The organism is Curtobacterium sp. MCLR17_039 (assembly GCF_003234745.1).
In the GTDB taxonomy this organism is placed as follows: Bacteria; Actinomycetota; Actinomycetes; order Actinomycetales; family Microbacteriaceae; genus Curtobacterium; species Curtobacterium flaccumfaciens.
Map to the genome: position 1 here is coordinate 19,792 of NZ_QKTF01000013.1, position 24,148 is coordinate 43,939.

The following is a 24,148-nucleotide window of genomic DNA, read 5'->3' on the forward strand; positions in this document are numbered from 1 at the left end:
TCAGCCCCGACGCCCCCGCCGCCACGACAGCATCTGCCGCACCGTCACCTTCGACCCGTACTGCGCGACCGAGTGCCGGAACAGGTACTCCGCGAACCACAGCAGCAGCCCGGCGACGACGAACACCTCGACGATGCAGACCACCGACTCCGTCACGGTCAGGGCCCCGACGGCGTTCCGCACCATCGCGGTGATCGGCGTGAAGGTCGGGAAGTACGTGAAGAACTGCGCAACTGGCGACGTCGGCGTCGTCATCACGAAGAACGCCGCGTACAGGGGGATGATCAGCGCGAAGATCGCCGCCGACTGCAGGGCCGAGGCGTCCTTGATCGACGGCACGGCGGCCCCGACGGCGACGAACAGCCCGGACGCCAGCAGCACCCCGCCGACGAGCAGCAGCGCCCCGGTCACCATCCGCCACGGGTCGACCGTCAGCCCGCCGAGCTGCGAGGACACCAAGGGCAGGGCGACGAGCAGCCCGACCAGGCCGGGCACGACGAACACGCTGACCTGCACGAAGCCGACGAGCAGCATGGCGATGACCTTGCCGCGGATCAGGTCGCCCGCGGTCACCGTGGTCAGGATCATCTCGGAGATCCGGTTCTCCTTCTCCTCGACCACGACGGTGACCATCCGGGCGGCGAGCAGGATGACGAGCCCGAAGAACGCCGCGACGAACAGGAACGGCGGCACGACGGACAACCAGCCCGGCGCGACCCGGCCGTCGGCGTAGGTGGTGACGTCGGTGGCGGGTGGACTGCGGAGCAGCTGCACGGTCTCGGGGTCGTCGACCGAGGCGGCGACGCTCTGCTCGAGGACCCGCTCGGCCAGCGACGAGTACACGCCGTTGGCGAAGAGCCCCCGGTCGGCGGCGTCGACCCGGATGGCCGTCGTGGACGGCGACGACGGGAACGCGATGAAGGCGTCGAGGTCACCGGACCGGACGGCGGCACGGTCGGCGGCGGCATCGGTGGACGGCGTCCCACCCCACTTCGCCGCCACGGACTCCGACACCAGGCCGGACTCATCGACGTAGTGGAACGGGGTCTTCGTGGCGGACGACCCGGACACCACGGAGTTCGTGCCGGCGGCCTGCCCGATGCCGACGAGCAGCGACACGACCACGATGACGACCGGCAGCGCGAGCGTGCCGATCCAGAACGCGGGCTTCTTCACCGCGCGGACGAACTCGAACCGGACGACCGTGCCGAGGTTGCTCATGCCGCTGCCCCGTCCGACGACGCAGCGGCGAGGGCGTCGTGCCCGTAGACCTGCACGAAGATCTCGTCGAGCGGGATCCGGCGCATCTCGAACGCGGTGACGTGCACCCCGGCCGCGACCAGTTCCGCCAGGACGTCCGCACCGTCCGGAGCGGCGGCCTGGGTCGGGACGAGGTAGGCGACGTGCCCCTCGTAGCGGGCGAGCCGGTACAGCGACGACTTCGGTACGGGGCCGTCGAGCCCCACGCGGGCGACGGCGCCACCGAAGGCGTCCTGCACGTCGGGCACGGATCCGTACGCGGCGGCCCGCCCGTCCTTGAGCAGCAGGATGCGGTCGCAGAGCCGCTCGACCTCGTCCATGTGGTGCGTCACGAGGACCACGGTCGCGCCGTCGGCCTTCCGTTCGTCGACCAGGTCGAGCAGGAGTCGCCGGTTCACCGGGTCGAGCCCCTTGGTCGGCTCGTCGAGGATGAGCAGCCGCGGCCGGTCCATGATCGTGATGCCGAGCTGCACCTTCTGCTGCTGCCCGCCGGACAGCTTGTCGACGCGCAGCTTCGCGCGGTCGGCGAGCCCCAACCGGGCCAGGTAGTCCATGCTCCACGCGGTCGCCTCGGCTCCGCGGAGCCCGCGCAGGCGCCCGAAGTAGGTCATCACGTCGATGACGGACTCCTTGCGGTACAGCCCGCGCTCCTCGGGCAGGTAGCCGATGCCGCCGGTGGCCGGTCGGTAGGGGCGGCCGTCGATCGTCAGCGTGCCCGCCGTCGGGGTGGTGATGCCGAGCAGGGCCCGGATCGTCGTGGTCTTGCCGGAGCCGTTGCTGCCGAGCAGCCCGAACGTCTCACCGGGGGCGACGTCGAACGACAGCCCGTCGACCACGTTGCGGTCGCCGAACCGCATCACGAAGTCCTGCACGCTGATGCTCGCCCCGCTCATGCGGTGACCCTACCGGGACTTCCTTCCCAGAACGGCCGCGATGGGATGCGGGAACGGGCGTACCTGGTCAGAACTTCCGACCCGGTACGCCCGGTTCCGGCAGGTACGCCGGTTTCCGTCGGGTAGGCCGGGTAGCGCGGGCAGGCGCGGGCAGACGCGGGGGACGACGGACTGGAGGCGCGGTGCCAGCTGGCACCGCGCCTCCAGTCCGTCATCCGGTCGCGCCCACCGCGCGAGCGTCGCGTCAGGAACGCAACCAGGCCGTCCCCACGCCCGACAGGGCACCGTCGACCACGGGGGCCGAGGCGAGCAGCAGCTCGCCGGCCGGCAGCGCGAAGGGCTCGTCGCCGAAGACCGTCACGCTGGTCCAACCGTTCGGCCGACGGAACGCGAGCACGTCGTCGCGGCCGGTCTCGATCCACTCGAGCTGTTCCTCGGACTGCAGCTGGCCACGCAGGCCGAGCGCCTTCCGGTACAGGTTCAGGGTGGAGTCGGGGTCTGCGTCCTCGGCTTCGACGCTGGAGTCGGCGAACCACGCCGGCTGCGGCAGGTGCGAACCGTCCGGACCGAAGCCGAACGACGAGCCGGTGCGCGTCCACGGGATCGGCACGCGGCAGCCGTCACGACCGACGTCGACGCCCGGGTTGCGGAAGAACGCCGGGTCCTGGCGGTCGGCGTCCGGGATGTCGCCGACCTCGTGCAGGCCGAGCTCCTCGCCCTGGTACAGGTAGGCGGAGCCGGGCAGGGCGAGCTCGAGCAGCGTGGCGGCCTGTGCGCGGCGCAGGCCGAGCGACCGGTCGAGCGCGTCCTGCGAGCCGCCGGCGAGCAGCCACGCGCTGCCCTGCTTGTCGGTGCCACCGGCGCGGGGCGGCAGGGCGTAGCGGGTGGCGTGCCGGACGACGTCGTGGTTCGAGAACACCCACGTGGTCGACGAGCCGGACTGCTCGGCGAGCCCGAGGTTGAACTCGATGATCGTGCGGAACTGTCCGGCGTCGAAGTCGGCCTCGAGCAGGTCGAAGTTGAACGCCTGACCGAGTCCCTCGGCGCTGGCGTAGCGGGCACGGCGGTGGGCGGGGACCCAGGCCTCGGCGACCGCGGTGCGGGCCGGCGTGTACTCGTTGAAGACCGTCCGCCACTCGGCGTAGATCTCGTGCACGTCGTCGCGGTCCCAGAGCGGGTGCGTGCCGTCCTTCGGCATCTCGGCGAGCTCGGCCCAGGTGGGCAGGGTCTCGCCCAGGTCCTTCGCCAGGCCGTGGGCCACGTCGATGCGGAACCCGTCGACGCCGCGGTCGGACCAGAAGCGCAGGGTGTGCAGGAAGTCGTCGCGGACCTCGCGGTTCGCCCAGTTCAGGTCGGGCTGCTCCTTCGCGAAGCTGTGCAGGTACCACTGGCCGTCGCCGACGGCGGTCCAGGCCGGCCCGCCGAAGATCGAGATCCAGTCGGCGGGGGCGTCCTCGCCGGACGGTCCGCTGCCGTCGCGGAACACGTAGCGGTCGCGGGCGGGGGAGCCCTTGGGCGCTGCGAGGGCCTCGCGGAACCACTCGTGTCGGTCGCTCGTGTGGTTCGGGACGACGTCGACGATCACCCGCATGCCGGCGGCGTGCAGTGCGTCGACCATCCGGTCGAAGTCGTCGAGGGTGCCGAGGCGCGGGTCGACGTCGCGGTAGTCGTCGACGTCGTAGCCGCCGTCGGCCAGGGCGGACGGGTAGAAGGGGCTGAGCCAGACGGCCTCGATGCCGAGCGAGGCCAGGTACGGCACGCGCTCGGTGATGCCGGGCAGGTCGCCGATGCCGTCGCCGTTCGCGTCGGCGAACGAGCGGGGGTAGATCTGGTAGACGCTGGCCTGGCGCCACCAGGTCTCGTCGTGCGAGGTGGTGGCGGGCTGGGCGAGGGTGTCGGTCACGTCGGGCCTTTCGTGGGTCGAGGGGTTCGAGGGGTTCGAGGGGTGTGTGCCGGTCGGGTCTGCACCGGCGATCGCGGTCGGCCCCGCACCGGCGGTGTCGGTCACTTGATGGCGCCCTGGGTCACGCCGGCCATCACCCACCGCTGGGTGACGAGGTAGACGATGATCGCCGGGGCCATCGCCATCAGGTACGAGGCGAACGACACGTTGTAGTTGTTGCTGAACTGCGTCTGGAACATCTGCTGCAGCACCGGCAGGGTCTGCAGCGCCGGGTCGGAGGTGATCAGCGACGGCATCACGAAGTCGTTCCAGGACGCGAGGAACGCGAAGATGCCGACGGTGGCGCTCATCGGTGCCAGCAGCGGGAACACGAGTCGCCAGAACACCTGCCCCGTGCTCGCGCCGTCGATTCGAGCACTCTCCTCCAGCTCCGCCGGGATCGACCGCAGGAAGGCCGTGAAGAGCAGCACGCTGAAGGAGAGCTGGAACATGACGTGCAGGATCGCGACGCCGAGCGGGTTGTCCAGGTGCGCGAGCCCGGTGAGCTTCACCTGCGACAGCGCGAGCACGGGGAACGGCAGGAACATCGCCGCGAGCAGGTAGAAGAACGACCAGCGGAACAGTCGTCGGTCCCAGTTCCGGGCGATCGCGTAGGCCGTGAACGAGGCGAGCAGGATCGTGCCGACGACGGTGATCGCGGCGACGAACACCGAGACCGCGAAGGCCCGCGGGAAGTCCGTCAGCTGCCACGCCTGCACGAAGCCGTCGACGCTGAACGGTGCCGGCAGCGAGAACGCGTTGCCGTCGACGGCCTGCCCGGTGGTCTTGAACGCCATCGTCAGGGTGACGTACAGCGGCACGAGCACCGACAGCGCGCAGAGCACGAGGACGACGGTGACGGGCCAGTTCGAACGACCTCGGCCGGCCTTGCCCGAGCCGGAGGACCGGTCGGCGTCGACGGAACGGATGCTGCCGGTCGCGGTGGTCCCCGGTCGCAGGGGTGCTTGCAGGGACATCAGAGCGCTGCCTTCCCGCGGGTCGCCCGCAGCTGGATCACGGCGATGACGACCGCGATGACGAAGAAGATCGTGGCGTTCGCCATCTGGTAGGCGTAGTCGCCGCCGTTGAAGCCCTTGAAGATCGACATCGCGACACTGGTGGTCGAGGTGCCGGGGCCGCCGTCGGTCAGTCCGACGATGATGTCGTACGAGTTCAGGAAGTTCTTGAACCCGATGACCAGGTTGATCAGGATGTAGCCCGCGGTCAGCGGGGCGGTGATCGAGACGAGCTGCCGCCAGGCGCTGGCACCGTCGAGGGCGGCTGCCTCGTACACCTCGCCGGGGATCGAGAGGACGCCGGCGATGTAGATGAGGAGCGTCGACGGGATCGCCTGCCAGGCGGTGACGACCACGATCGCCAGCCAGGCCAGGTCGGGGTTCGCCAGGATGCTCTGCTCGAGCGGCCCGAAGCCGATCGCGGTGGCGAAGGCCGGCAGGCTGTTCGCGAACAGGAACGAGAACACGTAGGCGATGACGATCCCCGAGATCACCATCGGCAGCACGAACACCGCACGCAGCGCGATCTTGCCGCGGATCTTCGACGTCAGCGCGATGGCGAGCAGGAACGCGATCGCGTTCACGACGATCACGGTGACGAGCGAGAACCCGAGCGTGAACAGGTACGCCTGCAGGATCGCGGGGTCGGAGAACACCGCGATGTAGTTGGTGAGCCCGGTGAAGCGGAACTCGCCGAAGCCGACGGAGTTCGTGAAGCTCAGCACGATGCCCATCACCGCCGGCAGCGTGATGGCGAGCGTGAAGAGCACCAGGGTGGGCAGCAGGAACGCCAGGAAGAGCGGGTCGACGCGGGGCTTGCGTCGTCCGTCCCGTCGTCCGGCCTGGAGGCCCGTGGCGGCTCCGCCACGGCGGCGGCGGTCCGCCGTCGTGATGGATTCGGTGGTCGTGGTTGCCATTCGGACGTCTCCTTACGCGGCCGTGCGGAGCGCGAGACGCGCCCAGTCGGCATCGAGGGTGCGGAGCTGGCGCTGCGGGTCGCCGCCGAAGGCGATCGACTGCGCGTAGTTCGCGACCGGGATCTCGGCGGGGATGAGCTGCGAGGCGCCGAGGTAGAAGGCTGCGTCGTCGTAGTACGACTGCATGCCGCGGAGGGCGGGGTTCGACGCCGGGGGAGCGTCCTTGCGGACCCCGAAACCGTTGTTGTCCGCGTTGTACCTGTCGTTGACCCGCTTGGTCATCAGGAACGACAGGAACTCGCGGGCGGCCTCCTGCTTGCGGGACGCCTCCGGGATCCAGAGCGCCAGGTCGACGTTCACGCGGACCTTGCGGTCGGCCGGGTCGTCGGTGACGGGCAGCGGGAAGGTGCCGAGGTCCATGTCCTTCGTGGTCTTGGCGATCTCGCCGAGGGCCCACGGTCCCTGCAGGTACATGCCCGCCTTGCCCTGGGCGAAGGCGAGGTTGCCGTCGCCGTACCCGCGGCTCGCGGCGCCGTCCTGGTGCCAGGCGCGGAGCTGCACCATGCGCTCCATCGGCTTCCGCAGGTCGCGCTCGAACGAGACGGCGGATCCCTTGCCGACGTTCGTGCCCTCGCGGCGGAGTGCCTCGAAGGTCGCCGGGGTGTCGATCATGCCGCCGATCGAGTAGTCGAACATGCCCTGGGCGATCGTCCAGTTGTCCTTGAACGTGCCGTAGATCGGCGCGATGCCGGCCTTGGTCAGGCGTTCGCACACGTCGGCGAACTCGCTCCACGTCGACGGGACGTCGAGCCCCTGCTGCGCGAAGAGGGCCTTGTTGTAGATCACCGACGCCGCCGTCACCGAGTACGGCAGGGCGCTCTTCCGGCCGGGGTAGTCGGCGGTCTGCTCCATGAGCGGCCACAGGTCGGGGTTGATGGTGTCGGCCTGCGGCAGGTCGGACAGGTCGGTCAGCGCGCCGTGCTCGACGAACGGCACGACCGAGAAGTTGTAGTTCCAGCAGCCGAGGTCCGGCGGCCGGTTCCGCACGAAGTTCGCGGACATGCTCGAGGTCGAGTCGCGCACGACCCGGACCTTCGACTGGCTCTGGTGGAACTGCGCGATGACGTCGTCGAAGTAGCCGATGACCTCGGGCTTCGACACGTAGAACGTGATGGTCTCCGGCTTGGCGCTCGAGGACCCGATCGGGGCGCATCCGGCGAGCGCGAGGCCCGCTCCGATGCCGCCCGCTCCCAGCAGGAACCCGCGTCGGCTGACCGATGCTGCGCTCCTGGCGGTAGCGTGTGCTTGCACGTCGTCTCCGTCCGTCCGGACCCGGCGTCCCTGCCGTTCCGTCCCGCGAGCGGCTCCGATGCTGCCCGCGGAACTAAATGTAGCGAGAAAATCTAATTCCGCAAGGAACTCGTCGCGCGATAGGGTCACGACATGCCGCCACCCCGTGGAACGAGCGCAGAGACGCTGCTCGCGTACGCCTTCGACTCGTCGGCGTTCACCGCGACCGAGGCGATCGACGCCACCGGCCTGACCCGGTCGACCGTGCTCGGGGCGGCCGAGGAGCTCGTGCGGCTCGGCTGGCTCCGGGAGCTCGACGACGCCCGCGCCGCGGGGGAGTACCGGATGGGGCGCCCGGCTCGCCGCTACGAGCTCGACACGGTCGCCGGGGTCGTCGTCGGTGTGGACGCCGGCCAGCACCGGGTCACGGCCTTCGTCGCCGACCTGCGCGGCACGGTGCTCGGTCGTGCCGAGGGGTCGCTGGGTGCATCGGGCCTCGACGTGCCCGTGCGACTCGGGGTCCTCGCCGACACCGTGGCCGCCGCCCTCGCCTCGGCCGACGTCGACCGCACCCGGGTCCTGGTCACCGTCGTGGGCATCCCGGCGCCGGTCGACGCCGCCGGGGCCTCGCCCGACGACGGCGGCTTCTGGGTCCGGATGAACCCGGGGTTCGCCGACGCCGTGCCGGACGGGCGGGTGCTCGTCGAGAACGACGCGAACCTCGCCGCGCTCGCCGAGCGGCCGTCCTCGGGTGACGCCTCGTTCGCGGCGCTGCTGTCCGGCGAACGCTTCGGCGCGGGCCTCGTCGTCGACGGGGTCCTGCTGCGCGGTGCCCACGGCGGTGCCGGGGAGATGCGGGTGCTCGAACTCGTCGAGGGTGTCGGCTCGTCCGACGGCATCGGCGCCGTCGCCCGCACCTTCGTGGCCGACGCCGTCGCCGCCGGGCAGATCCCCGCGGACGCCGCGCTCGCCGCCGACGCCGCCCTGGTGTTCGCGGCCGCGCGGAGCGGTGATCCGGTCGCGCGCACCATCGTCGACCGCCTGGGTGACCGCTTGGCCCGGGTCTGCATCCTGCTCGCGAGCCTGCTCGACATCGACCGCGTCGTGGTCGCCGGCGCGATCGCCCAGCCGGCGGTCGCGGTCATCGACCGTGCGCGCGACCTGCTCGCGAAGGGGCACTTCGACCCGGTGCCGGAACTCGTCGCGTCGTCGCTCGGGGCCGACGTCGTCGTCATCGGGGCCGTGGCCCACGCGGTCGACGCGGTGCGGGCCGACCCGCTGTCGTTCCCGGTGCTCAGTCGGGCAGCGGCACCTCGAGGCTCCGGTCCCACGGTTCCGTCCAGCCGAGTCGGTCGAACAGCGCATCCAGCAGCATCGCGGTGAAGCCCCACACCAGGTGCTCGTCCCCGTCGGCCTCGATCGTGAACGCCGGTCCGCGCCACTCCTGACCACTGCGGCGGATCACGGTCACGCCGCGGTTCGCCGGGTCGAGCAGGTCGGCCACGGGGACCCGGAACACCGCCGCCGACTCGTGCTCGTCGACGACGCGGATCGGTGAGGGGTCGCGCCACCAGCCGATGACGGGCCGGACCAGGTGGTTCGAGAACGCCAGGGGCACGGCCGGCAGTGTGCCGAGCACCTCGACGCCGGCGGGGTCGAGCCCCGTCTCCTCCTGTGCCTCGCGGAGTGCGGCGGCGACGGCGTCCGCGTCACCGGGGTCGATGCGTCCGCCGGGGAACGCGACCTCACCCGCGTGCGCGCGCAGGGTCGTGGCCCGGGCGAGGAGCAGGACGTCGAGGTCGCGCGGGAGCCCGGGTGCTGCTGCCGGTCGGTCGCTCGGCGTGTGGTCGAGCGCGCCGAAGAGCATCAGGACCGCGGCCCGACGTGGCGAGGCCGTGCTGCCGGGTTCGACGAGCGGCCCGCCGTCACCCCAGCCGTCCGCTGCGACCGCCGCGAGTGCAGCCCGTACCGATCCGTCGTGCGTCACCCGTTCACCCTAGGTGTGCGCCACCGAGAGGTCCGGCGGGCCCGTCGCTCCGGACGGTTCGCTGGGGGTTGCTCGAGCGCTGCCTGGGAGCCGCACAGGTGGGAACTGTGCGAACCGGAAGCGCCTCGGTGCCCCGTTCGCAGCGGACCGACGCCACGATTGCACCGTCCGCCGGGAGGCCCCATGTTCCACGATCTGCTCCGACCCCTGTTCCACGTCGCCGTCGTCGCACCGTCCGTGCTCGTCCCGGTGGACGTCGCCGCGGGGCTCCTCGCCGTCGCCGCGCTGCTGCCGGCGTTCGGTCGTCGCTCCCGGCACCCGGTCCGCGGGCTGGTCTGGCGGCTCGGCGGCGTGGCGGTCGGTGCCGTGATCGGCCTGGTCGCGGTGTGGTGGTTCGGGGACGTCCAGGACCTGTACGGGGTGTCGTTCACCCCGGTCACCCGGATGTGGGTGGCCCTGGCCTTCGGCGCCGTCGGCCTGCTCGTCGTGACGGTCGTGCAGGGCGGCTGGGTCCGCCGCGTGCTCGGCGTGCTGGCGGCGGTGGCGGTGGCCCTGGCCGCCGTCCTCGGCGTCAACGTCGACTTCGGGGCGTACCGCACGATCGAGCAGGCCGTCACGACCGATCCGTACCCGTCCGGTCCGCTGGGACACGAGACGGGGGTGGGGCGCGCCTCCAGTCCGGTGGTCGACCCGGCCACCTGGCGGGCGCCCGCCGACATGCCGCGACACGGGAAGGTGCTCTCCGTCGCCATCCCGTCGACCGTCTCCCACTTCCACGGGCGGCCGGCGGACGTCTACCTGCCGCCCGCTGCCCTGACCGAGCGACCACCGACCCTGCCGGTCCTGATCAGCCTGGCCGGACAACCCGGCCAGCCGAGCGACATGTTCCAGGCCGGTCGGCTCGGGGCGGTGATGGACGCGTTCGCCGAGGCCCACCACGGACTGGCCCCGATCGTCGTCGCGCCGGACCAACTCGGGGCACCGGGCCGGAACCCGATGTGCGTCGACTCGCCCCTCGGCCGTTCCGCGACGTACATCATGACCGACACCACGAACTGGATCCGGCAGCACCTGCGCGTCGGGGCAGCGCCCTCGGCCTGGGGCATCGTCGGGTTCTCGCAGGGCGCGACGTGCGCCATGCAGTTCTCCACCGCGCACCCCGACGTGTTCGGCACGACCTTCGCGATCTCGAGCGAGCTCGCACCCCTGAACGGCTCCGTCCAGCACAGCATCCAGGTGGGGTTCGGCGGCTCCGCCAGCCGCTACGCCGCAGCGGCACCGCGGGCGATCATGCGGGCGCACGGGCCGTACCCGGGGCACCTGACCGTCTTCGCCTACGGCAGCGAGGACGACCCCTACGTCGCCTCGACCACGGCGCTCCGCGCAGCTGCGGACGCCGCGGGGATGCAGACCCGACTGTTGGTGTCCGAGGGCTCCGCCCACGACTGGAACACCGTGCGCTACGCCCTGCGCGTGGGGATGCCCGGCGTGATCGCGCACATGGGCCTCCGGTGAGCGCGGTGGCCGCGGCCCTCGCGTGGGCGACCCCGGGGCGACTCGTGCCGGTGGTCCGTCGGTACCCGCTGACGAGTGTCGTCTCGGGCCTGACGATCGTCGTCGGCATCGCCGCCGTGGTGCTCCGCTGCGTCGGCGCGCTCGACGGACGGACGCCCGACACCCTGGGCGGGACGATGGGTCCGCTCGGCGTGGTCGCGGTGACGTCCAGCGTCGTCGGGTTCCTCGTCACCTTCGTCGCCGTCGTGGTGTGCACCGGCGCGTCCGAACGGCTGCTCGGCTGGCGGCGCACCCTGCTCGCGATGGTCGTCACGACCGTCGTGGGGACCGGCCTCGGTGCCGTGCTCCAGCTGTTCGACGGAGCCCCGGCCAACCCCGGCTTCCTCGTGCACCTGGGACACGTCGGCCCCTGGACCTGGATCGTCGGGACCATCGTCACCGCGAGCGCGTTCGCCGGCGCCCTGTGGCGACGCCGGATCCGGGTCGTGTCGATCGCCGTCGTCGCCGCGCTGCTGCTCTACGCCGGACACGCGTCCGACCTGCACGCGGCGCTCGCCCTGGTCGTCGGCCTGGTGCTCGGCCGCGTGCTGCGACGGTCACCGGTACGGAGCGGCTGGACCCGGAGCTCCTCACGCGAGACCCGCGTGCTGCTGGTGGCCGCGGTCACCGTGTCGGCGGTCGGCCCCGTCCTCGCGCTCGTCACCGGTGCTCAACTCGGGCTGCTCGCCCCGCTCGCCGTGGTGCTCGACACCGGGCCTACCGGACGGATGCCGCACTGCTCGGTGACCGGGGTGACCGCCAGCTGCGTCCGAGCGCTCGCCGCGGTGCACCCGCACGGCCTGTTCCAGTCGCTGCTGGCCGTGATGCCGCTCGTGGTCCTGGCGGTCGGTGCGGTGGGCCTCCGGCGTGGCAGTCGGTTCGCGCTGTGGCTCGTCGTGACCGTCGACCTGGTCACCGGCCTCGCGACCGCCGTCTCGTACGGGGTGCTGCCCGAGCGGCACCACGCCGTCGTGCAGCGTCTGGCGTCTGACCACCTCGAGGTCTCGCTCTCGCTCGTCGCGTCGGTGCTGGTGCCGATCGCCACCGCCGTGGTGCTCGTCCTGCGCCGCGCGGACTTCCCGGTCCGGACCGACCGGCGACGACTGCTGACCTTCGCCGTCACGGTCGCGGGCGCGGCCCTGGTGCTCGCGGTCGTCGTCGTCGGCGTCGCCGTGGCTTCGGGCGACAGCGTGCGGGAGCCCCTCCACCTGGCGCTCGCCGTGCTCGGTCCGATCGCCCCCGTGACCCTGCCCACGCACCTCGCACAAGCCGAGCCGGCGCTGCGGTTCGTCGTCGGCATCTCGGGCCCGCTCCTGTGGCTCGCGGTGGCGATCGCCGCGGTCCGGCCGACCGGTGCCGGACGCTCGGACAGTGACCTCGACGGGCAGGACGCCGCGCGGGCGGCTGCTCGGGCGCTCCTGGTCGCCGGCGGCGGCGACACCTTCGGGTGGATGACGACCTGGCCCGGCAACGAGTACTGGTTCACCGAGGACGGCCGAGCCGGGGTCGCCTACCACCGCACCGGGAGCGTGGCCGTGACGACCGGCGGCCCCTTCGGACACGAGGACGCGCGGCTCGCGGCACTCGAGGGCTTCGCACGGGCCGCGGACGACCACGGCTGGACGCCCGTCTTCTACGGCATCGACGCCACCCTCGGTGCTGCACTCGCACGACTCGGTTGGACGACGCTCCCCGTGGCCGAGGACGCCGACCTCGACCCGCGCACCTGGACCACGACGGGCAAGCGCAAGCAGGACGTCCGCACGGCCGTGAACAAGGCCGCACGGTCCGGCACCACCGCGCTCTGGTCGGACTGGGCCTCGCTGCCCGGATCGGTCACCCGCCAGATCGAGGCGATCTCGGAGGAGTGGGTCGCCGAGCGCGAACTGCCGGAGATGGGGTTCACCCTCGGCGGCATCGACGAGATGCGCGACCCCGCCGTCCGGACGCTCGTCGCCCTGAGCGAGGACGGCACCGTCCTCGCCGTCACCAGCTGGCTCCCCGCGTACCGTGCCGGCCAGGTGGTCGGGTGGACGCTCGACGTGATGCGCCGTGCGCCGGACGCCCCGAACGGTGTGATGGAGTTCCTGGTCGCGAGTGCGGTCGACCGGATGCGCGCCGACGGTGCCGAACGGCTCAGCCTGTCCGCCGCACCGCTCGCGTCCTCGGCGGAACCGCAGGGCTCCGGCCGGAGCGGCGTCGAATCGGTCCTCGACGTCGTCGGCGGTGCGCTCGAGCCCGTCTACGGGTTCCGTTCCCTGCTGCGCTTCAAGGCGAAGTTCGGGCCCGACCTGCACCCCCTGGTGATGGCGTACCCGGACCCGGTGGCGCTGCCCACCATCGGCGTCGCGATCGTCCGTACCTACCTGCCGGGGTTGTCGCTGCGCCAGGCGGTGGCGATCGTGCGGGAGCGGCGTCCGGCACGCGGAGTCCGGGCCGAGCCGCCGGCGGAACGAGTGGGCTGACCCGGACGGGTTCCGACCGCCGTCGGTACGTTCGGAGCATGGGAACCGAACGGGCTGACGGACCGGCCGTGGACGAGCACGATCCGTACGAACGCCGACCCGGGTACGTCACGAGTGGCGACGGCCGGACCGACCGGATGACCACGGACATGTTCGTGGGCATCGCGGTCGGGTTCGTCCTGGTGATCGTCTTCGGGTCCTTCCACATCGTCGAATGGCTCGCGATCGGAGCGGCCGTCGTCATCGGCGCCGCGGTCTGGTTGGTCCTGCGCAGCCGGCGACGGCGTGCAGACCGCCGTGCAGGTCGGTCGCCCGACGCCGTCCCTCGTGCTCGAGACCGCGCGATCGCCGAAGCGAACGGTGGGCGCCGGTTCTTCATCGCTCAGAACCCGGTCGTCGTCATCGTGATGGGCGCTGTCTTCATCGCTGTCGCGGTCGCCCCGCTGCTGTTCGGTGGGGTCTCCATCGGCCGGATCGTGACCGGGGTCATCGTCGTCGCGAGCGGTGTCGTCTGCATCGTGCAGGGGATCGGCACCCTTCGGGTGCGTCGTCGGGAGCGCAGCGACGCCTGAACCTCGGTCGTCAAGCACCCGGCGGCCCGGTCGAGGTCTGCGGCTCGACGAAGGGCGGCCCCGAGTCCTGCCAGAAGTACTGGCCCTGGGAAGGATGACGCGTCGCTGACGCGACCACACGGCGGACTGGAGGCCCGGTGTCAGCTGGCACCGTGCCTCCCGGCTTGGCCGTCACCCCGCTGGCGCGGTGCGCCGGTACCGGCTGGTGGGGCCCACCTCCAGACTCGGCCGTCACCCCGCTGACGCGGTGTGCCGGTACCGGCTGGTGGACCTCCCGGGGACGGTGAACAGCAGTCGTTCCCCGGCTACGAGGTGCGGCGCGCAAGCTCCATCGCACGTTCCGTTGCCACGCCGAGCATGAACAGGCTGGTGATCGATGCGGCCTCGACATCGAGGGAGGGATCGTCGCTCCCATCGTCGGCGATCGCGAACACCGTCGCTGAGCTGAGCCGTGCGAGCGCCTCCGGGGGCAGATGTGTCCCGAACACGCCGTCGTCCTGCCCCCGTCGGACCAGGGTCGCGAGCGCCGCGTCGACCGACCGCAGCACCGCGTGGATGTCCTCCCCGTACTCGCCCCGACGCAGCGCGAGCAGCACCCGGTACCGGTGTGCGAGTGGCCACAACTCGACGAGGAACCGCGCCCACACCTCGTCAGCTGGCGTCCCGGGTTGATCGACGCGTTCGAGCACGGTCGTCATCTCGTCGACCGCCGCTTCGGCGAGTGTCCGTACCAAGTCGTCCCGGGCCGGGAAGTGCCCGTAGACGGTCCGGCGGACCACGCCGACTGCTGCGGCGATGTCGCCCATGCTCGCCTCCGGCCGTCGCCCGAGGAGTTCCCGGGCCACGTCGAGGATGCGGGCACGAGTCGCCTCCGTCGCCCGGGTCCGAGCAGTCTCCGTCGCCATGTTCCGATCATTGCACATGGTTGTGCAATGGAGTACGGTCCACATGTCGTTGCACACTACTGTGCATCGGAACATTGTCAGGAGGAACATCGTGACCGATCGACCGCACGCCGCTCCAGCGCCCCTCCGCCCGTTCACTGCCGCCGTTCCGGATGAGGACATCCGTGACCTCCGGGACCGTCTCGGCCGGACCCGCTGGCCCGATCCTGAAACGGTGACGGATTGGTCCCAGGGTGTTCGCACCGAGCATGCCCGGTCCCTGGTCGACCATTGGCTCCACCGCTACGACTGGCGCCGGGTCGAGGCCGACCTCAACCGCCGCCCGCAGTTCCTGACGGAGATCGACGGTCTCGACGTCCACTTCCTCCACGTCCGGTCCCCGCACCCCGAGGCGCTCCCGCTGATCCTGACGCACGGCTGGCCGGGCTCGGTCCTCGACTTCCTGCCGATGATCGACACCCTCACCGACCCGGTCGCGCACGGCGGCCGTGCCCAAGACGCGTTCGACGTCGTGATCCCATCGCTGCCCGGCTCCGGGTTCTCCGGCAAACCTACCGGCACCGGCTGGGATGTCCGGCGGATCGCAGCGGCGTGGGCGGAACTGATGCACCGCCTCGGGTACACCCGCTGGGTGGCGCACGGCGGTGACTGGGGCTCGGCGGTGACGACGGCCCTTGCGGCGTCCCACGCCGAGGGGTTGCTCGGCATCCACCTCAACACTCCGTACGCCTTCCCCGAGCACATCCCCGCGTCGCTGTCGCCGGAGGAGCAGCATGCTGTGGACACCCTCGCCCAGTACAGCGGCGTGCTGGGCGGATCGAACCACCTCCAAGCCACCAAGCCGCAGACACCGGGATTCGCACTCGCCGACTCCCCTGTCGGTCAGGCGGCGTGGATCTACGAAAAGTACCAATCCAAGACCGACAACTGCGGCCTCGCCGAGGATGCCATCCCTCTCGACTCCATCCTCGACACCATCTCGCTCTCCTGGTTCACGAACAGTGCGGCGTCCGCTGCCCGGATCTACTGGGAGAACCGTTCGGCGACGATGGCGGGTCCTGAACTGACCCTCCCGGTCGCCGTCACCGTCTTCCCTGCGGACATCCCACTGCTGCCGCAGAGCTGGATCACGGACAAGTACTCCTCGCTCGTCCACTCCGCGGTCGCCGACCGGGGCGGTCACTTCGCCGCACTCGAACAACCCGATCGGCTGGTGGACGAGATCCGCGTCGGCCTGCAGTCGCTCCGTGCAGCCGGACCGACCGGGCCGTGACGCTCAGCAGTGCTGCAGTGCTGCAGTGCTGCAGTGCTGCAGTGCTGCAGTGCTGCAGCACTGCAGCGCGAGCGCTGCGCCCGGCGGAGTGTTCGCAGCGCAGCTTTGCCCGATCCGGACGGTGCGGTTCGGCTCAGCCGCGGTCGCGTGCCATTCCTGCTTCGGTGTTGCGGGTCCCGACGGCGACGCCGTGCGGGGAGGCAGCCCCGATCCGGGCGAGGTCGTTCTCGGTGAGGACGACGTCGGCTGCGGCGACGTTCTCCTCGACACGGGAGGCCTTCGTGGTGCCGGGGATCGGGACGGTGCCGGCCTGCATCAGCCACGCGAGCGCGAGTTGCGCGGTCGTGACGCTCTTCTCGTCGGCGATGACCTTCAGCGCCTCGACGACGTGCAGGTTCGCGTCGATCGCCTCGTCGGAGAACCGGGGGAGGTTCCGCCGTGCGTCACCACCGGGGAGGTCGTCCTTGCGGGTGACGGTGCCGGAGAGGAACCCGCGGCCGAGCGGCGAGAAGGGCACGAACCCGATGCCGAGCTCCGAAGCGGTGTCGAGGACGCCGTTGTGTTCGGCGTCGCGCTCGAAGAGGCTGTACTCGGACTGGATCGCCGTGATGGGGAACGTTGCGTGCGCACGTCGCAGGGTCTCGGCCGAGGTCTCGGAGACCCCGATGTAGCGGGCCTTGCCGGCGGTGGCGGCTTCAGCCATCGCGCCGATCGTGTCTTCGATCGGCACGTTCGGGTCTGCCCGGTGGAGGTACCAGAGGTCGATGTGGTCGGTGCCGAGGTGGCTCAGGGACCGGTCGATCGCGCGGCGTGCATGCTCCGGGGACCCGTCGAGTCCGATGGGCTGGCCGTCGTCGGTGAAGTCGGTGGCGAACTTCGAAGCGACGACGACGCGGTCCCGATCCGAACCGAGGACATGGCCGAGGAGCTTCTCGTTCTCGAACGGTCCGTACGCCTCCGCGGTGTCGAACAGGGTGATCCCGAGGTCGAGGGCGCGTCGGATGGTCTCGGCGGAGCCGGTCTCAGTGGCGCCGCCGTAGAAGGCGCTCATGCCCATGCATCCGAGTCCGAGTGCGGACGTGACGAGCCCCTGGGAGCCGAGAGGGATCTGCTGCATGCGTGTTCTCCGTTCGTCGCCGGGATCACCCGGACGATGACGACCCTCCACCCTGGTGTGCACACCATGTCAAGTGGGAGACTCGGCTCATGCTGCTTCCTGAGGTCCACGTCGACGGACCGGTCACGATCAGCGCTGCGGCGGAGCTGCTCGGCATCACGGTCGACACGATCCGCTACTACGAGAAGGAGGGGATCGCACCGTCTCCTGATCGCGGTCAGGATGGATGGCGGCGGTACGACACGGCGGCGCTGAGCTGGCTCGCCGGGACGGTGATGCTCCGCGGGACCGGGATGAACGTGCGGGAGATGCGTGACTACGCGGCCGCGTACAGAGATGGTGCCGACGATGTCGCACGACTCGCGCTCCTCGAGCAGCACCATGCGACCGTCCTCGCTCGGCAGGCGGAGGTGCAGCGGCACCTCGCGGCACTGGAACGGAAGATCGAGGCGTACCGGGAGACCATCGCCGCGACCGGCGCCCCATCGGCGGCATGATCTTTCTGGCCGGTCGGCAATCAGCTACAGGACGCGACAACGGCGCGGCGCGAGAACCACGACACCGATCGAAGCTGCTCACGGGCCTTGTGACCATGTCAGGATCGGCCGTCACACGACATCTCTCAGTGAGCCACCCCCGCTCTGACCGAGGAAGAGACCGCCGATGAACACCCGAACCCGCCTCAGCGTCACCGCGGTTGCTGCCTGCGTCATGGTCGCCGCCCTCACCGGTTGCGCTGCGAGCGCACCGACTCCATCGCCGTCCGCCACCTCGGCGACGACCGGGGACGAGACCCCGGCCCCGTCCCCGTCTGCGACCGCGACGGACGCCGTGACTCCGTCGACCCCGTCGTCCTCCCCGTCGCAGGGGCCCGCGACGTCCGCGCTCGCGCAGCACGTCTACGACGAATGCAGCAAGGGCGCCGCGGCCGCCGGGGTCACCCTGACGTTCACGGACGACCCGTCGGGGTACACGGGCAGCGACGGGACCTACCAGCTCGTCTACCCCTTCACCTTCGACGACGGGCACACCGACCGGTACGCCATGTACAACTGCACGCTCACCGACGACACGGTGGGCTCCTCGTACGTCAGCAGCGGGATGACCGACAGCCACTGAGCACGGTCGGTGACGGTGCGGGCGTCGGTGACAGCCCCACCCGCCGGTCAGGGTGGGAGTTCGCGCGACCAGTAGTCCGCTCGGACCACGAGGAGTTCGCCCTGGACCTCCGAAGTCAGGTTGACGACGCGGGGATCCCACAGCGTCCCGGGCCGTCTCGCGCGGCGCGCAGACCGGTGAACAGGACGGTCGCGGCACCCACGATCAGAACGGTCGCGACGATCGCTCGTCGGGTGTTCGTCCGGTGCCTGGTCACCTCCGCAGCCGAGGCGGCGGTTCGGGCGGTGGTCAGCGGTCGAGCAGCATCCTGTTGCGCGCATCGATCTGGTCTGCGGTCGCGGGGAAGTAGCTGCTGACACCGATGTGCTCGGCGTCGTGCTGTACCGCGTCGACGATCGGCCGGAGCGCGCGCTCGTAGCCGGCCAATGCCTGCTCGACGTCGCCGTCCGCACCCCGGAGGGCGTCGTGGAGTGCAGTGGCGCCGATGATGGCGAGCGAGCCGCCCATCCCGGCGGCCGGGGAAGGGCAGTAGCCCGCGTCGCCGACGAGTGCGACGCGGCCGGACGTCCACGCCGGCATCTTGATCTGGCTGAGCTTGTCGAAGTAGAAGGTCTCGACGCCGATCGCCTCGTCGACGTGGTCTGAGAACGGCGAGCCGGCCCGGAGCATGTGGTCGCGGAGGATGCGCTTCTGTGCCGCTTCGTCGTGGTGGTCGAAGGGGATCTCCTGCTCGGAGCGGAATCCGAGGACGAGGTCGGTGGTGGTGTCGTACGAGTTGACCAGCATCGTGACGCCCGGTGCGTTGGTGATCCGGGTCGTCTGCGGTTCGATGACGAGGTCGTCGAGAGTGGCGACGGAGAAGTACGTCTGCAGGAAGTGGCTGTACAGCGCTTCCTGCCCGAAGTGCAGTCGACGCACTGTGGAGTGGTTGCCGTCGCAGCCGAACACCATGGAGAAGTCCCGTTCGGTTCCGTCTCGGAAGGTGACGTGCACCCGCTCCTCGTCGGTCTCGTGCAAGGACGTGACCGAGTTGTTCCACAGCATCTCCACTTCGCCCTCGGTCGCGGCGGCGAGGATGTCGAGTAGGTCGTCGCGGTGGATCTCGTAGCCGTCGCCCGCCGATCCGGCCGAGGGTGGCACGGGAATCATCCGCGCGATGCGGTCTCCCTCCGGCGTCGTGAACTCCGTCACCCGCGGCGCGAGCGCCTTCGCTGAGATCTGCTCGAGCAGGCCCATCCGGTCGACGATCGCGATGGTGTCGTCGCGGATGTCGACCGGGGTGCCGCCTCGCTTCAACCCGGGAGCGACCTCGACGATCGAGACGTCGTACCCGAGTCGACGCATCCACAGCGCGGTCGTGAGCCCAGCGAAACTCGCTCCTGCGATGAGTACCTGTTCCTGCTTCTGCGTGGTCATCGATCGTCCTCGTTCCTCGGCATCTACCGAACTTGTAGTGACTCTAAGTTCGGCCAACGTACCAGAACTTTGGGTCACTCAACGTTTCGTGTCAGACTCGGGGGATGGTGGAGTCGAGTACGGGCGTTCCGTCGGGGCTGCGAGAGCGCAAGAAACGGGAGACCCGCGAGCGCCTGGGTGACGTTGCTGCACGCCTGTTCGCTGAGCACGGGTACGACGAGGTGTCGATGTCAGACGTGGCCCGAGCTGCAGGCGTCTCGGATCAGACCGTCTACAACTACTTCCCGACCAAACCCGATCTGGTGTTCGACCGAGCCGACGAGGTGCTCGAGAAGATCCGAGCTGCGGTTGCTGACCGAGGTGCGCACCAGTCGCCGGCGGAAGTGATGCGCACCATCGTCCTCGAGGATGTCGATCGGTACGTCGCAGAGGATCCGGCTTTGGCGCGAGGGGAGTTCCCTGCGCAGTGCCGGCTCAGCGCGGTGCTCCGGCGACGGGCGCTGGAGTTCTACGACGAGGTCACGTCCGCGGTGGCAGAGGAACTGGCGGACACGGGTTTCGACTCGATGACCCGGCGTGCTCAGGCTGCCGCGCTCGTGGCCGTCGTGCAGCAGACCACCGAGGCCATCGGCGACGCGGTCCTCGCGGATGCCGACCGGGAATCGACCCGCAAGCGCTTGGTGACCACGGCCGGAGCGGCGCTGGACCACCTGTCCACCTGGTGCGCGCCGGCCTGATCCACGTCGAGGGACAGGGCGGGTGCGCGGAATGCATCCCATGCACCTTGTGGCCCTCTCATGGCGCGGGGCGTCCCGCCGACCTACCGTCTACTTGTCAGACGATCGTCTGTCGAATAGGCCCTCTGGAAGGAACCTGCTCCATGCGTCATGCTCCTCGCCTCCGCCGGACCAACGCGCTGCTGATCACCAGTGGCGTCCTGACGGCGGCAGCGCTCGCTGTCGGGGCAGCCGGGCCCGTCTCCGCGGCGAACGCCGACGGTGCGGCGCCCGCCCAGTCCGTGGCCGCCGTGTCCTCGCCGTCCCGCGGTGACAGCTACGTGGCCCTCGGTGACTCGTACGCGGGCGGCTTCGGCGTCGCCCCCTACGGCTCGGGTCCGGCGGCCGGCTGCTTCCAGTCCACCACCGACTACCCGCACCAGGTCGCGGCATCCCTGGGTCTCCGGCTCGATGACCGCGCCTGCTCCGGTGCCACCACCGGCAACATCACCCGGGTCCCGCAGGCGACCGGTGTCGGCAGCGCCACCGCGCCCGTCCAGGCCGACGCGCTGTCCAAGGACACGGACGTCGTCACGGTGTCGATCGGCGGGAACGACCTGGGGTTCACCGACGTCATCTCGAACTGCGTCGCGCTGGACAAGGACGGTCCGGTGTTCTCGGAGATCCACGGCAAGACCTACGACCACTGCAAGGACTACTACGCACCGGTCGTGCACGGCGTCGAGCGGGACCGTCTCGCAGCGCGCATCCACAACACGGTCGCGCCACGGCTCGCGCAGACGTTCCGTGTGATCGCGCAGCGTGCGCCGCGGGCGAAGGTGTTCGTCGTCGGCTACCCGATGATCGCGCCGGGCTCGGCGCAGTCCCCGAAGGGGTGCTTCTCGAGCCTACTCGGTGACTCCGGACTCGAGCCGCCGTTCCCGCAGAACGCGTTCCCCTTCACCGCGACCGACACCGCCTACTTCCACCGCACCCAGAACGCGCTCGACGCAGCGGTGAAGGCTGCGGCGCAGGCTCGTGGCTTCACCTACGTCTCGACGCTCCAGGGCTCTGCCGCGCACACGCCCTGTGCTGCGTCGGGTTCCGCCTGGATGGCAGGACTCACCCTGACCGATCGCGGCACCGCCGCGAACAGCACGCCGCTGGCCGGGACGAAGTACAGCATCCTCTTCGGCGCACTCCACCCGAACGCCGCCGGCATCGCGTACCTGCGTGACCAGACCAAGGCCGCGATCGTCCGATCGCGCTGACGCGTCGCGTCGTCGACGCGACCAGCAGGCGGACGGGAGGCCCGTTGCCAGCTGGCACCGGGCCTCCCGTCCGTCTCGTGTGGACCACCGGGCGTCAGGTCGCCAGCGCTCGACATGTTGTCGGACCGTGACCCGGCAGGGCGTCTCGTTGAGCCATGCTCGTCCTGTGCAGAAGCCACTCGTCCTCGCCGCCGCCGGACTCGTGCTGGTCGCGCTGCCGCTCCTGTCGGCGTGCAGCGAACAGCCAGCTGACCCCATCGCATCCGCCCGCACACTCGCCGACGCGCCCGAGTGGGTCAGCAACCCGAGCGGTATCGACTGCGGGGACGTGGAGCTCGAGGCCGACGGTGCGCTCCCCGCCGAGAGCCTGCGGTGTCTGCGGGACGCGAGCGAAGCGGGCGAGGTGGCCTCGCTCCAGTGGGTCCGGTGGACGACCGAGGGTGATCCGACTCCGTCTTTCGTCCGGACGGGTGGTGCAGGGGCCACGGTGGCGTCGACTGCGGCGTACGACACCTACGGCCAGGGCGGGTGGAGCGAGTACGGGTGCACGGACATCGCGGCGTTGCCGAGATGCTCGGACGTGGGGGAGTAGGGGCGGTTCCGGTTGCGGATGGTCTTCGGAGACTGCTTCTCCTGAGTGAAGGCGTTCGCCGTGGGATGCTGATGCGGTGCTCCTGCTGACCGAAGCCCTGCGAGGCGACTGGCTCGTGAAGCGAGCCGGTCGATGGGCGACCGTCGGCGGTGTCGCTGGCACGGGCTTCGAGGCGTACGCGCGGCTGCTGCACCCGGTGGATGCGCACCGTACTGACCCGAACACGGTCGACGAGTGGGGCAATCCCATCGATGTTGAGCACACGCGTTGGCGGTGGGCTGAGGTTGCGCGCCGTAACGGCCGGGTGATGCATCCCCTGGTGCAGTGGTTCCGCATCAGCGATGACGAGCACACGAGGGACTGGTCGGATGGGTGGAGTGTCGGTCAGTCCGACGATGGGTGGTTCAACCCGGAGGACCTCGCGGTCCTGACCACGCATCTGCGGGCCGCGACGCGGAACCCGGACGACCTGGTCATCGGAGCATGGGAAGGCACCGGCAACCCGCCATGGGCCGAAGGAGGCCGGAACACGCGCGCGCGGGCTCGCATGCAGATGCCGTGGCCCGGTCGGGACATGTGGTTGTTCAGCTCGAGCCTGCGCGAGCTTGCTGACCCATCGTGGGCGCAGCGCTCCGTCCCCGGATGGGGATGCAGTCGCCCCCAGCAGGAAGGGCCCTACACGTCGCTGATCTGGCCCGCGGATCACACCTGGGTCGTCGCTTCCGAGGAAGACTGGGACTCGACGATCGTCGCCGGCTCACGCGCACTCGTCGACAGCATCCTCGCGGACGATCACTTCGAGGCCTTCGAGGTGCACGAAGACGACGACCTGAGCTGGGACGGCGATCTCCTCAACCCCCGCCAACAGCCGACGTCAGAGCTCTGAGGCGACCAGACCCCGGTGGTGACGAGTCACCACACAACACGGTGCTCGGTGTCTTCGCGACTGAGTCCGAAGCGTCGAAGTTCAGCGACGAGGTAGAAGCACGATTCCCGCTGGGAGTCATCTACTCGCGCTTCGGGGCTGTGCCGGCGCGAACTCCGAATCGGCCTTGCTGGTTACCGCAAGATCGGTGAGGAACCGTCGTGTGGGCCGACGGTCCGGCAGTACGGTCCGGGAACAGCCTGACCCGAGGCTGCGAGAAGCCGACCCGAAGGCGACCCGATGGACAACTGCGACGAGCGACGGCCTGGCGCCCTTGCGTTCAAGAAGCATCTCGGCGAGCAGTTCGGCGGTGATCTCCGGCGGACAAGAGCAGCTCCGGTCGCGCCACGACTCCCCGGCGCGGTGAAGGCGACTGCCGTGCGAGCGCACACCGCCGGCGGCTCGAACGGCGGAATCCGTCAGGTCGTTGCTGAGCCAGTCCCGTTGCGGTTCGAGATGGCGAGCATGGGGCTGTCCCTCGCCGGCCTGGGTGTCGCGATCGGATGCGGAGTCGCGCGCACGATCGGCCAGCAGATCCTGCCAGTCGCGAGGATCGTGGATCCCGAGGCGGGCGACGCGGAGCTCGACGAACGCGGCGTGTTCGAGGCACAGCTCGCCGAGGTGCTCACGGAGTCTTGGCCTCTCACCGTGGAACTCGCTGCAGAGGAGCTGGCGGCGGACACCATCATCATGCCCGTCGTCGGTGATCGCGTGCACTACAGCAGGGGTTCCGGGCACCTCATCGGGCTGCAGGGAGTCGTCGTTGAGTCCGAAGACGGACAAGCCCTGCCGCGCGGGCTGCGGTCCGTGCAGCTCGACGGTGAGGCGTGGCCGATCGTCGTCACGGTGGTGTCCCTGGACCGGATCTAGCTGTTGCTGCGAACAGGAGCCGGTCCCGGCACGAGCGCCGCGACGCGC

General features: G+C 70.4%; 22 protein-coding genes. 12 read left to right on the plus strand and 10 right to left on the minus strand.

The window, feature by feature from the left end; translation table 11 throughout:
* The 6 genes from DEJ00_RS14215 to DEJ00_RS14240 form a co-directional block, all read right to left on the minus strand.
* Complete coding sequence (locus tag DEJ00_RS14215; RefSeq protein WP_111029939.1) at positions 1–1,221, minus strand: ABC transporter permease; 1,221 nt, start codon at positions 1,219–1,221, stop codon at positions 1–3.
* A complete protein-coding gene (locus tag DEJ00_RS14220; RefSeq protein WP_111057795.1) occupies positions 1,218–2,153 on the minus strand; it encodes an ABC transporter ATP-binding protein in 936 nt (311 codons plus the stop codon). Before DEJ00_RS14220 ends, DEJ00_RS14215 begins: the two co-directional genes overlap by 4 nt.
* 244 nt (positions 2,154–2,397) lie before the next feature.
* Positions 2,398–4,056 carry a glycoside hydrolase family 13 protein gene (locus tag DEJ00_RS14225; RefSeq protein ID WP_111057844.1) on the minus strand — a complete coding sequence of 553 codons (1,659 nt, stop codon included), beginning with the start codon at positions 4,054–4,056 and terminating at the stop codon, positions 2,398–2,400.
* 101 nt (positions 4,057–4,157) lie between these two features.
* On the minus strand, positions 4,158–5,072 hold the full coding sequence (locus DEJ00_RS14230) for a carbohydrate ABC transporter permease (protein ID WP_027466185.1): 915 nt from the start codon (positions 5,070–5,072) through the stop codon (positions 4,158–4,160).
* Complete coding sequence (locus DEJ00_RS14235; RefSeq protein WP_111057796.1) at positions 5,072–6,028, minus strand: carbohydrate ABC transporter permease; 957 nt, start codon at positions 6,026–6,028, stop codon at positions 5,072–5,074. The genes DEJ00_RS14230 and DEJ00_RS14235 overlap by 1 nt, the downstream gene beginning before the upstream one ends.
* 12 nt (positions 6,029–6,040) lie before the next feature.
* Positions 6,041–7,339, minus strand: a complete 1,299-nt coding sequence (locus DEJ00_RS14240) for an ABC transporter substrate-binding protein (protein WP_111057797.1) — start codon at positions 7,337–7,339, stop codon at positions 6,041–6,043.
* A gap of 132 nt (positions 7,340–7,471) precedes the next feature.
* Between DEJ00_RS14240 and DEJ00_RS14245 the strand changes: the two genes are divergently transcribed.
* Complete coding sequence (locus tag DEJ00_RS14245; RefSeq protein WP_111057798.1) at positions 7,472–8,701, plus strand: ROK family protein; 1,230 nt, start codon at positions 7,472–7,474, stop codon at positions 8,699–8,701.
* Here the strand turns inward: DEJ00_RS14245 and DEJ00_RS14250 are convergent.
* Complete coding sequence (locus tag DEJ00_RS14250) at positions 8,613–9,305, minus strand: CoA pyrophosphatase (protein ID WP_258373696.1); 693 nt, start codon at positions 9,303–9,305, stop codon at positions 8,613–8,615. The two genes, DEJ00_RS14245 and DEJ00_RS14250, sit on opposite strands and share 89 nt — an antisense overlap.
* A gap of 183 nt (positions 9,306–9,488) precedes the next feature.
* On the opposite strand from DEJ00_RS14250, the gene DEJ00_RS14255 reads away from it, so the two are divergent.
* Genes DEJ00_RS14255 through DEJ00_RS14265 form a run of 3 tightly spaced genes read left to right on the plus strand, consistent with a single transcriptional unit; the run spans position 9,489 to position 13,896 of the window.
* Positions 9,489–10,820, plus strand: coding sequence for an esterase family protein (locus tag DEJ00_RS14255; RefSeq protein ID WP_111057799.1), 1,332 nt, complete (start codon positions 9,489–9,491; stop codon positions 10,818–10,820).
* Positions 10,821–10,825: 5 nt separating this feature from the next.
* Positions 10,826–13,324, plus strand: coding sequence for a bifunctional lysylphosphatidylglycerol flippase/synthetase MprF (locus tag DEJ00_RS14260; protein WP_111057800.1), 2,499 nt, complete (start codon positions 10,826–10,828; stop codon positions 13,322–13,324).
* Positions 13,325–13,362: 38 nt separating this feature from the next.
* On the plus strand, positions 13,363–13,896 hold the full coding sequence (locus DEJ00_RS14265; protein WP_146247982.1) for a hypothetical protein: 534 nt from the start codon (positions 13,363–13,365) through the stop codon (positions 13,894–13,896).
* A 305-nt stretch (positions 13,897–14,201) separates the two neighbouring features.
* Here DEJ00_RS14265 and DEJ00_RS14270 read toward each other — a convergent pair whose 3' ends face one another.
* The gene (locus DEJ00_RS14270; RefSeq protein WP_111057802.1) at positions 14,202–14,801 is read right to left on the minus strand and encodes a TetR/AcrR family transcriptional regulator; all 600 of its coding nucleotides are present in this window, start codon (positions 14,799–14,801) and stop codon (positions 14,202–14,204) included.
* Between the two features lie 43 nt (positions 14,802–14,844).
* Between DEJ00_RS14270 and DEJ00_RS14275 the strand changes: the two genes are divergently transcribed.
* Positions 14,845–16,074, plus strand: a complete 1,230-nt coding sequence (locus tag DEJ00_RS14275) for an epoxide hydrolase family protein (RefSeq protein WP_111057803.1) — start codon at positions 14,845–14,847, stop codon at positions 16,072–16,074.
* 133 nt (positions 16,075–16,207) lie between these two features.
* Here DEJ00_RS14275 and DEJ00_RS14280 read toward each other — a convergent pair whose 3' ends face one another.
* The gene (locus DEJ00_RS14280) at positions 16,208–17,191 is read right to left on the minus strand and encodes an aldo/keto reductase (RefSeq protein WP_111057804.1); all 984 of its coding nucleotides are present in this window, start codon (positions 17,189–17,191) and stop codon (positions 16,208–16,210) included.
* 89 nt (positions 17,192–17,280) lie between these two features.
* Between DEJ00_RS14280 and DEJ00_RS14285 the strand changes: the two genes are divergently transcribed.
* Both DEJ00_RS14285 and DEJ00_RS14290 read left to right on the plus strand, forming a co-directional pair.
* The gene (locus tag DEJ00_RS14285) at positions 17,281–17,688 is read left to right on the plus strand and encodes a MerR family transcriptional regulator (RefSeq protein ID WP_111057805.1); all 408 of its coding nucleotides are present in this window, start codon (positions 17,281–17,283) and stop codon (positions 17,686–17,688) included.
* 166 nt (positions 17,689–17,854) lie between these two features.
* The gene (locus tag DEJ00_RS14290; RefSeq protein WP_111057806.1) at positions 17,855–18,310 is read left to right on the plus strand and encodes a hypothetical protein; all 456 of its coding nucleotides are present in this window, start codon (positions 17,855–17,857) and stop codon (positions 18,308–18,310) included.
* Between the two features lie 288 nt (positions 18,311–18,598).
* Here the strand turns inward: DEJ00_RS14290 and DEJ00_RS14295 are convergent, their stop codons facing one another.
* Positions 18,599–19,726 (minus strand): FAD-dependent monooxygenase, encoded by a 1,128-nt coding sequence (locus DEJ00_RS14295; protein ID WP_111057807.1) that lies wholly within the window; start codon positions 19,724–19,726, stop codon positions 18,599–18,601.
* 104 nt (positions 19,727–19,830) lie between these two features.
* On the opposite strand from DEJ00_RS14295, the gene DEJ00_RS14300 reads away from it, so the two are divergent.
* From DEJ00_RS14300 to DEJ00_RS14320, 5 genes are all read left to right on the plus strand, one after another.
* A complete protein-coding gene (locus tag DEJ00_RS14300) occupies positions 19,831–20,463 on the plus strand; it encodes a TetR/AcrR family transcriptional regulator (RefSeq protein ID WP_111057808.1) in 633 nt (210 codons plus the stop codon).
* A gap of 143 nt (positions 20,464–20,606) precedes the next feature.
* Entirely contained in the window at positions 20,607–21,713 is a 1,107-nt protein-coding gene (locus tag DEJ00_RS14305; RefSeq protein ID WP_111057809.1) for an SGNH/GDSL hydrolase family protein, read from the plus strand.
* Between the two features lie 166 nt (positions 21,714–21,879).
* Positions 21,880–22,305, plus strand: a complete 426-nt coding sequence (locus DEJ00_RS14310; protein ID WP_111057810.1) for a hypothetical protein — start codon at positions 21,880–21,882, stop codon at positions 22,303–22,305.
* Between the two features lie 76 nt (positions 22,306–22,381).
* Positions 22,382–23,191: a hypothetical protein gene (locus tag DEJ00_RS18595; protein WP_181440195.1), complete on the plus strand. Its 810-nt coding sequence runs from the start codon at positions 22,382–22,384 to the stop codon at positions 23,189–23,191.
* 279 nt (positions 23,192–23,470) lie between these two features.
* Positions 23,471–24,100, plus strand: coding sequence for a hypothetical protein (locus DEJ00_RS14320; protein ID WP_146247983.1), 630 nt, complete (start codon positions 23,471–23,473; stop codon positions 24,098–24,100).
* Positions 24,101–24,148: the final 48 nt, after the last annotated feature.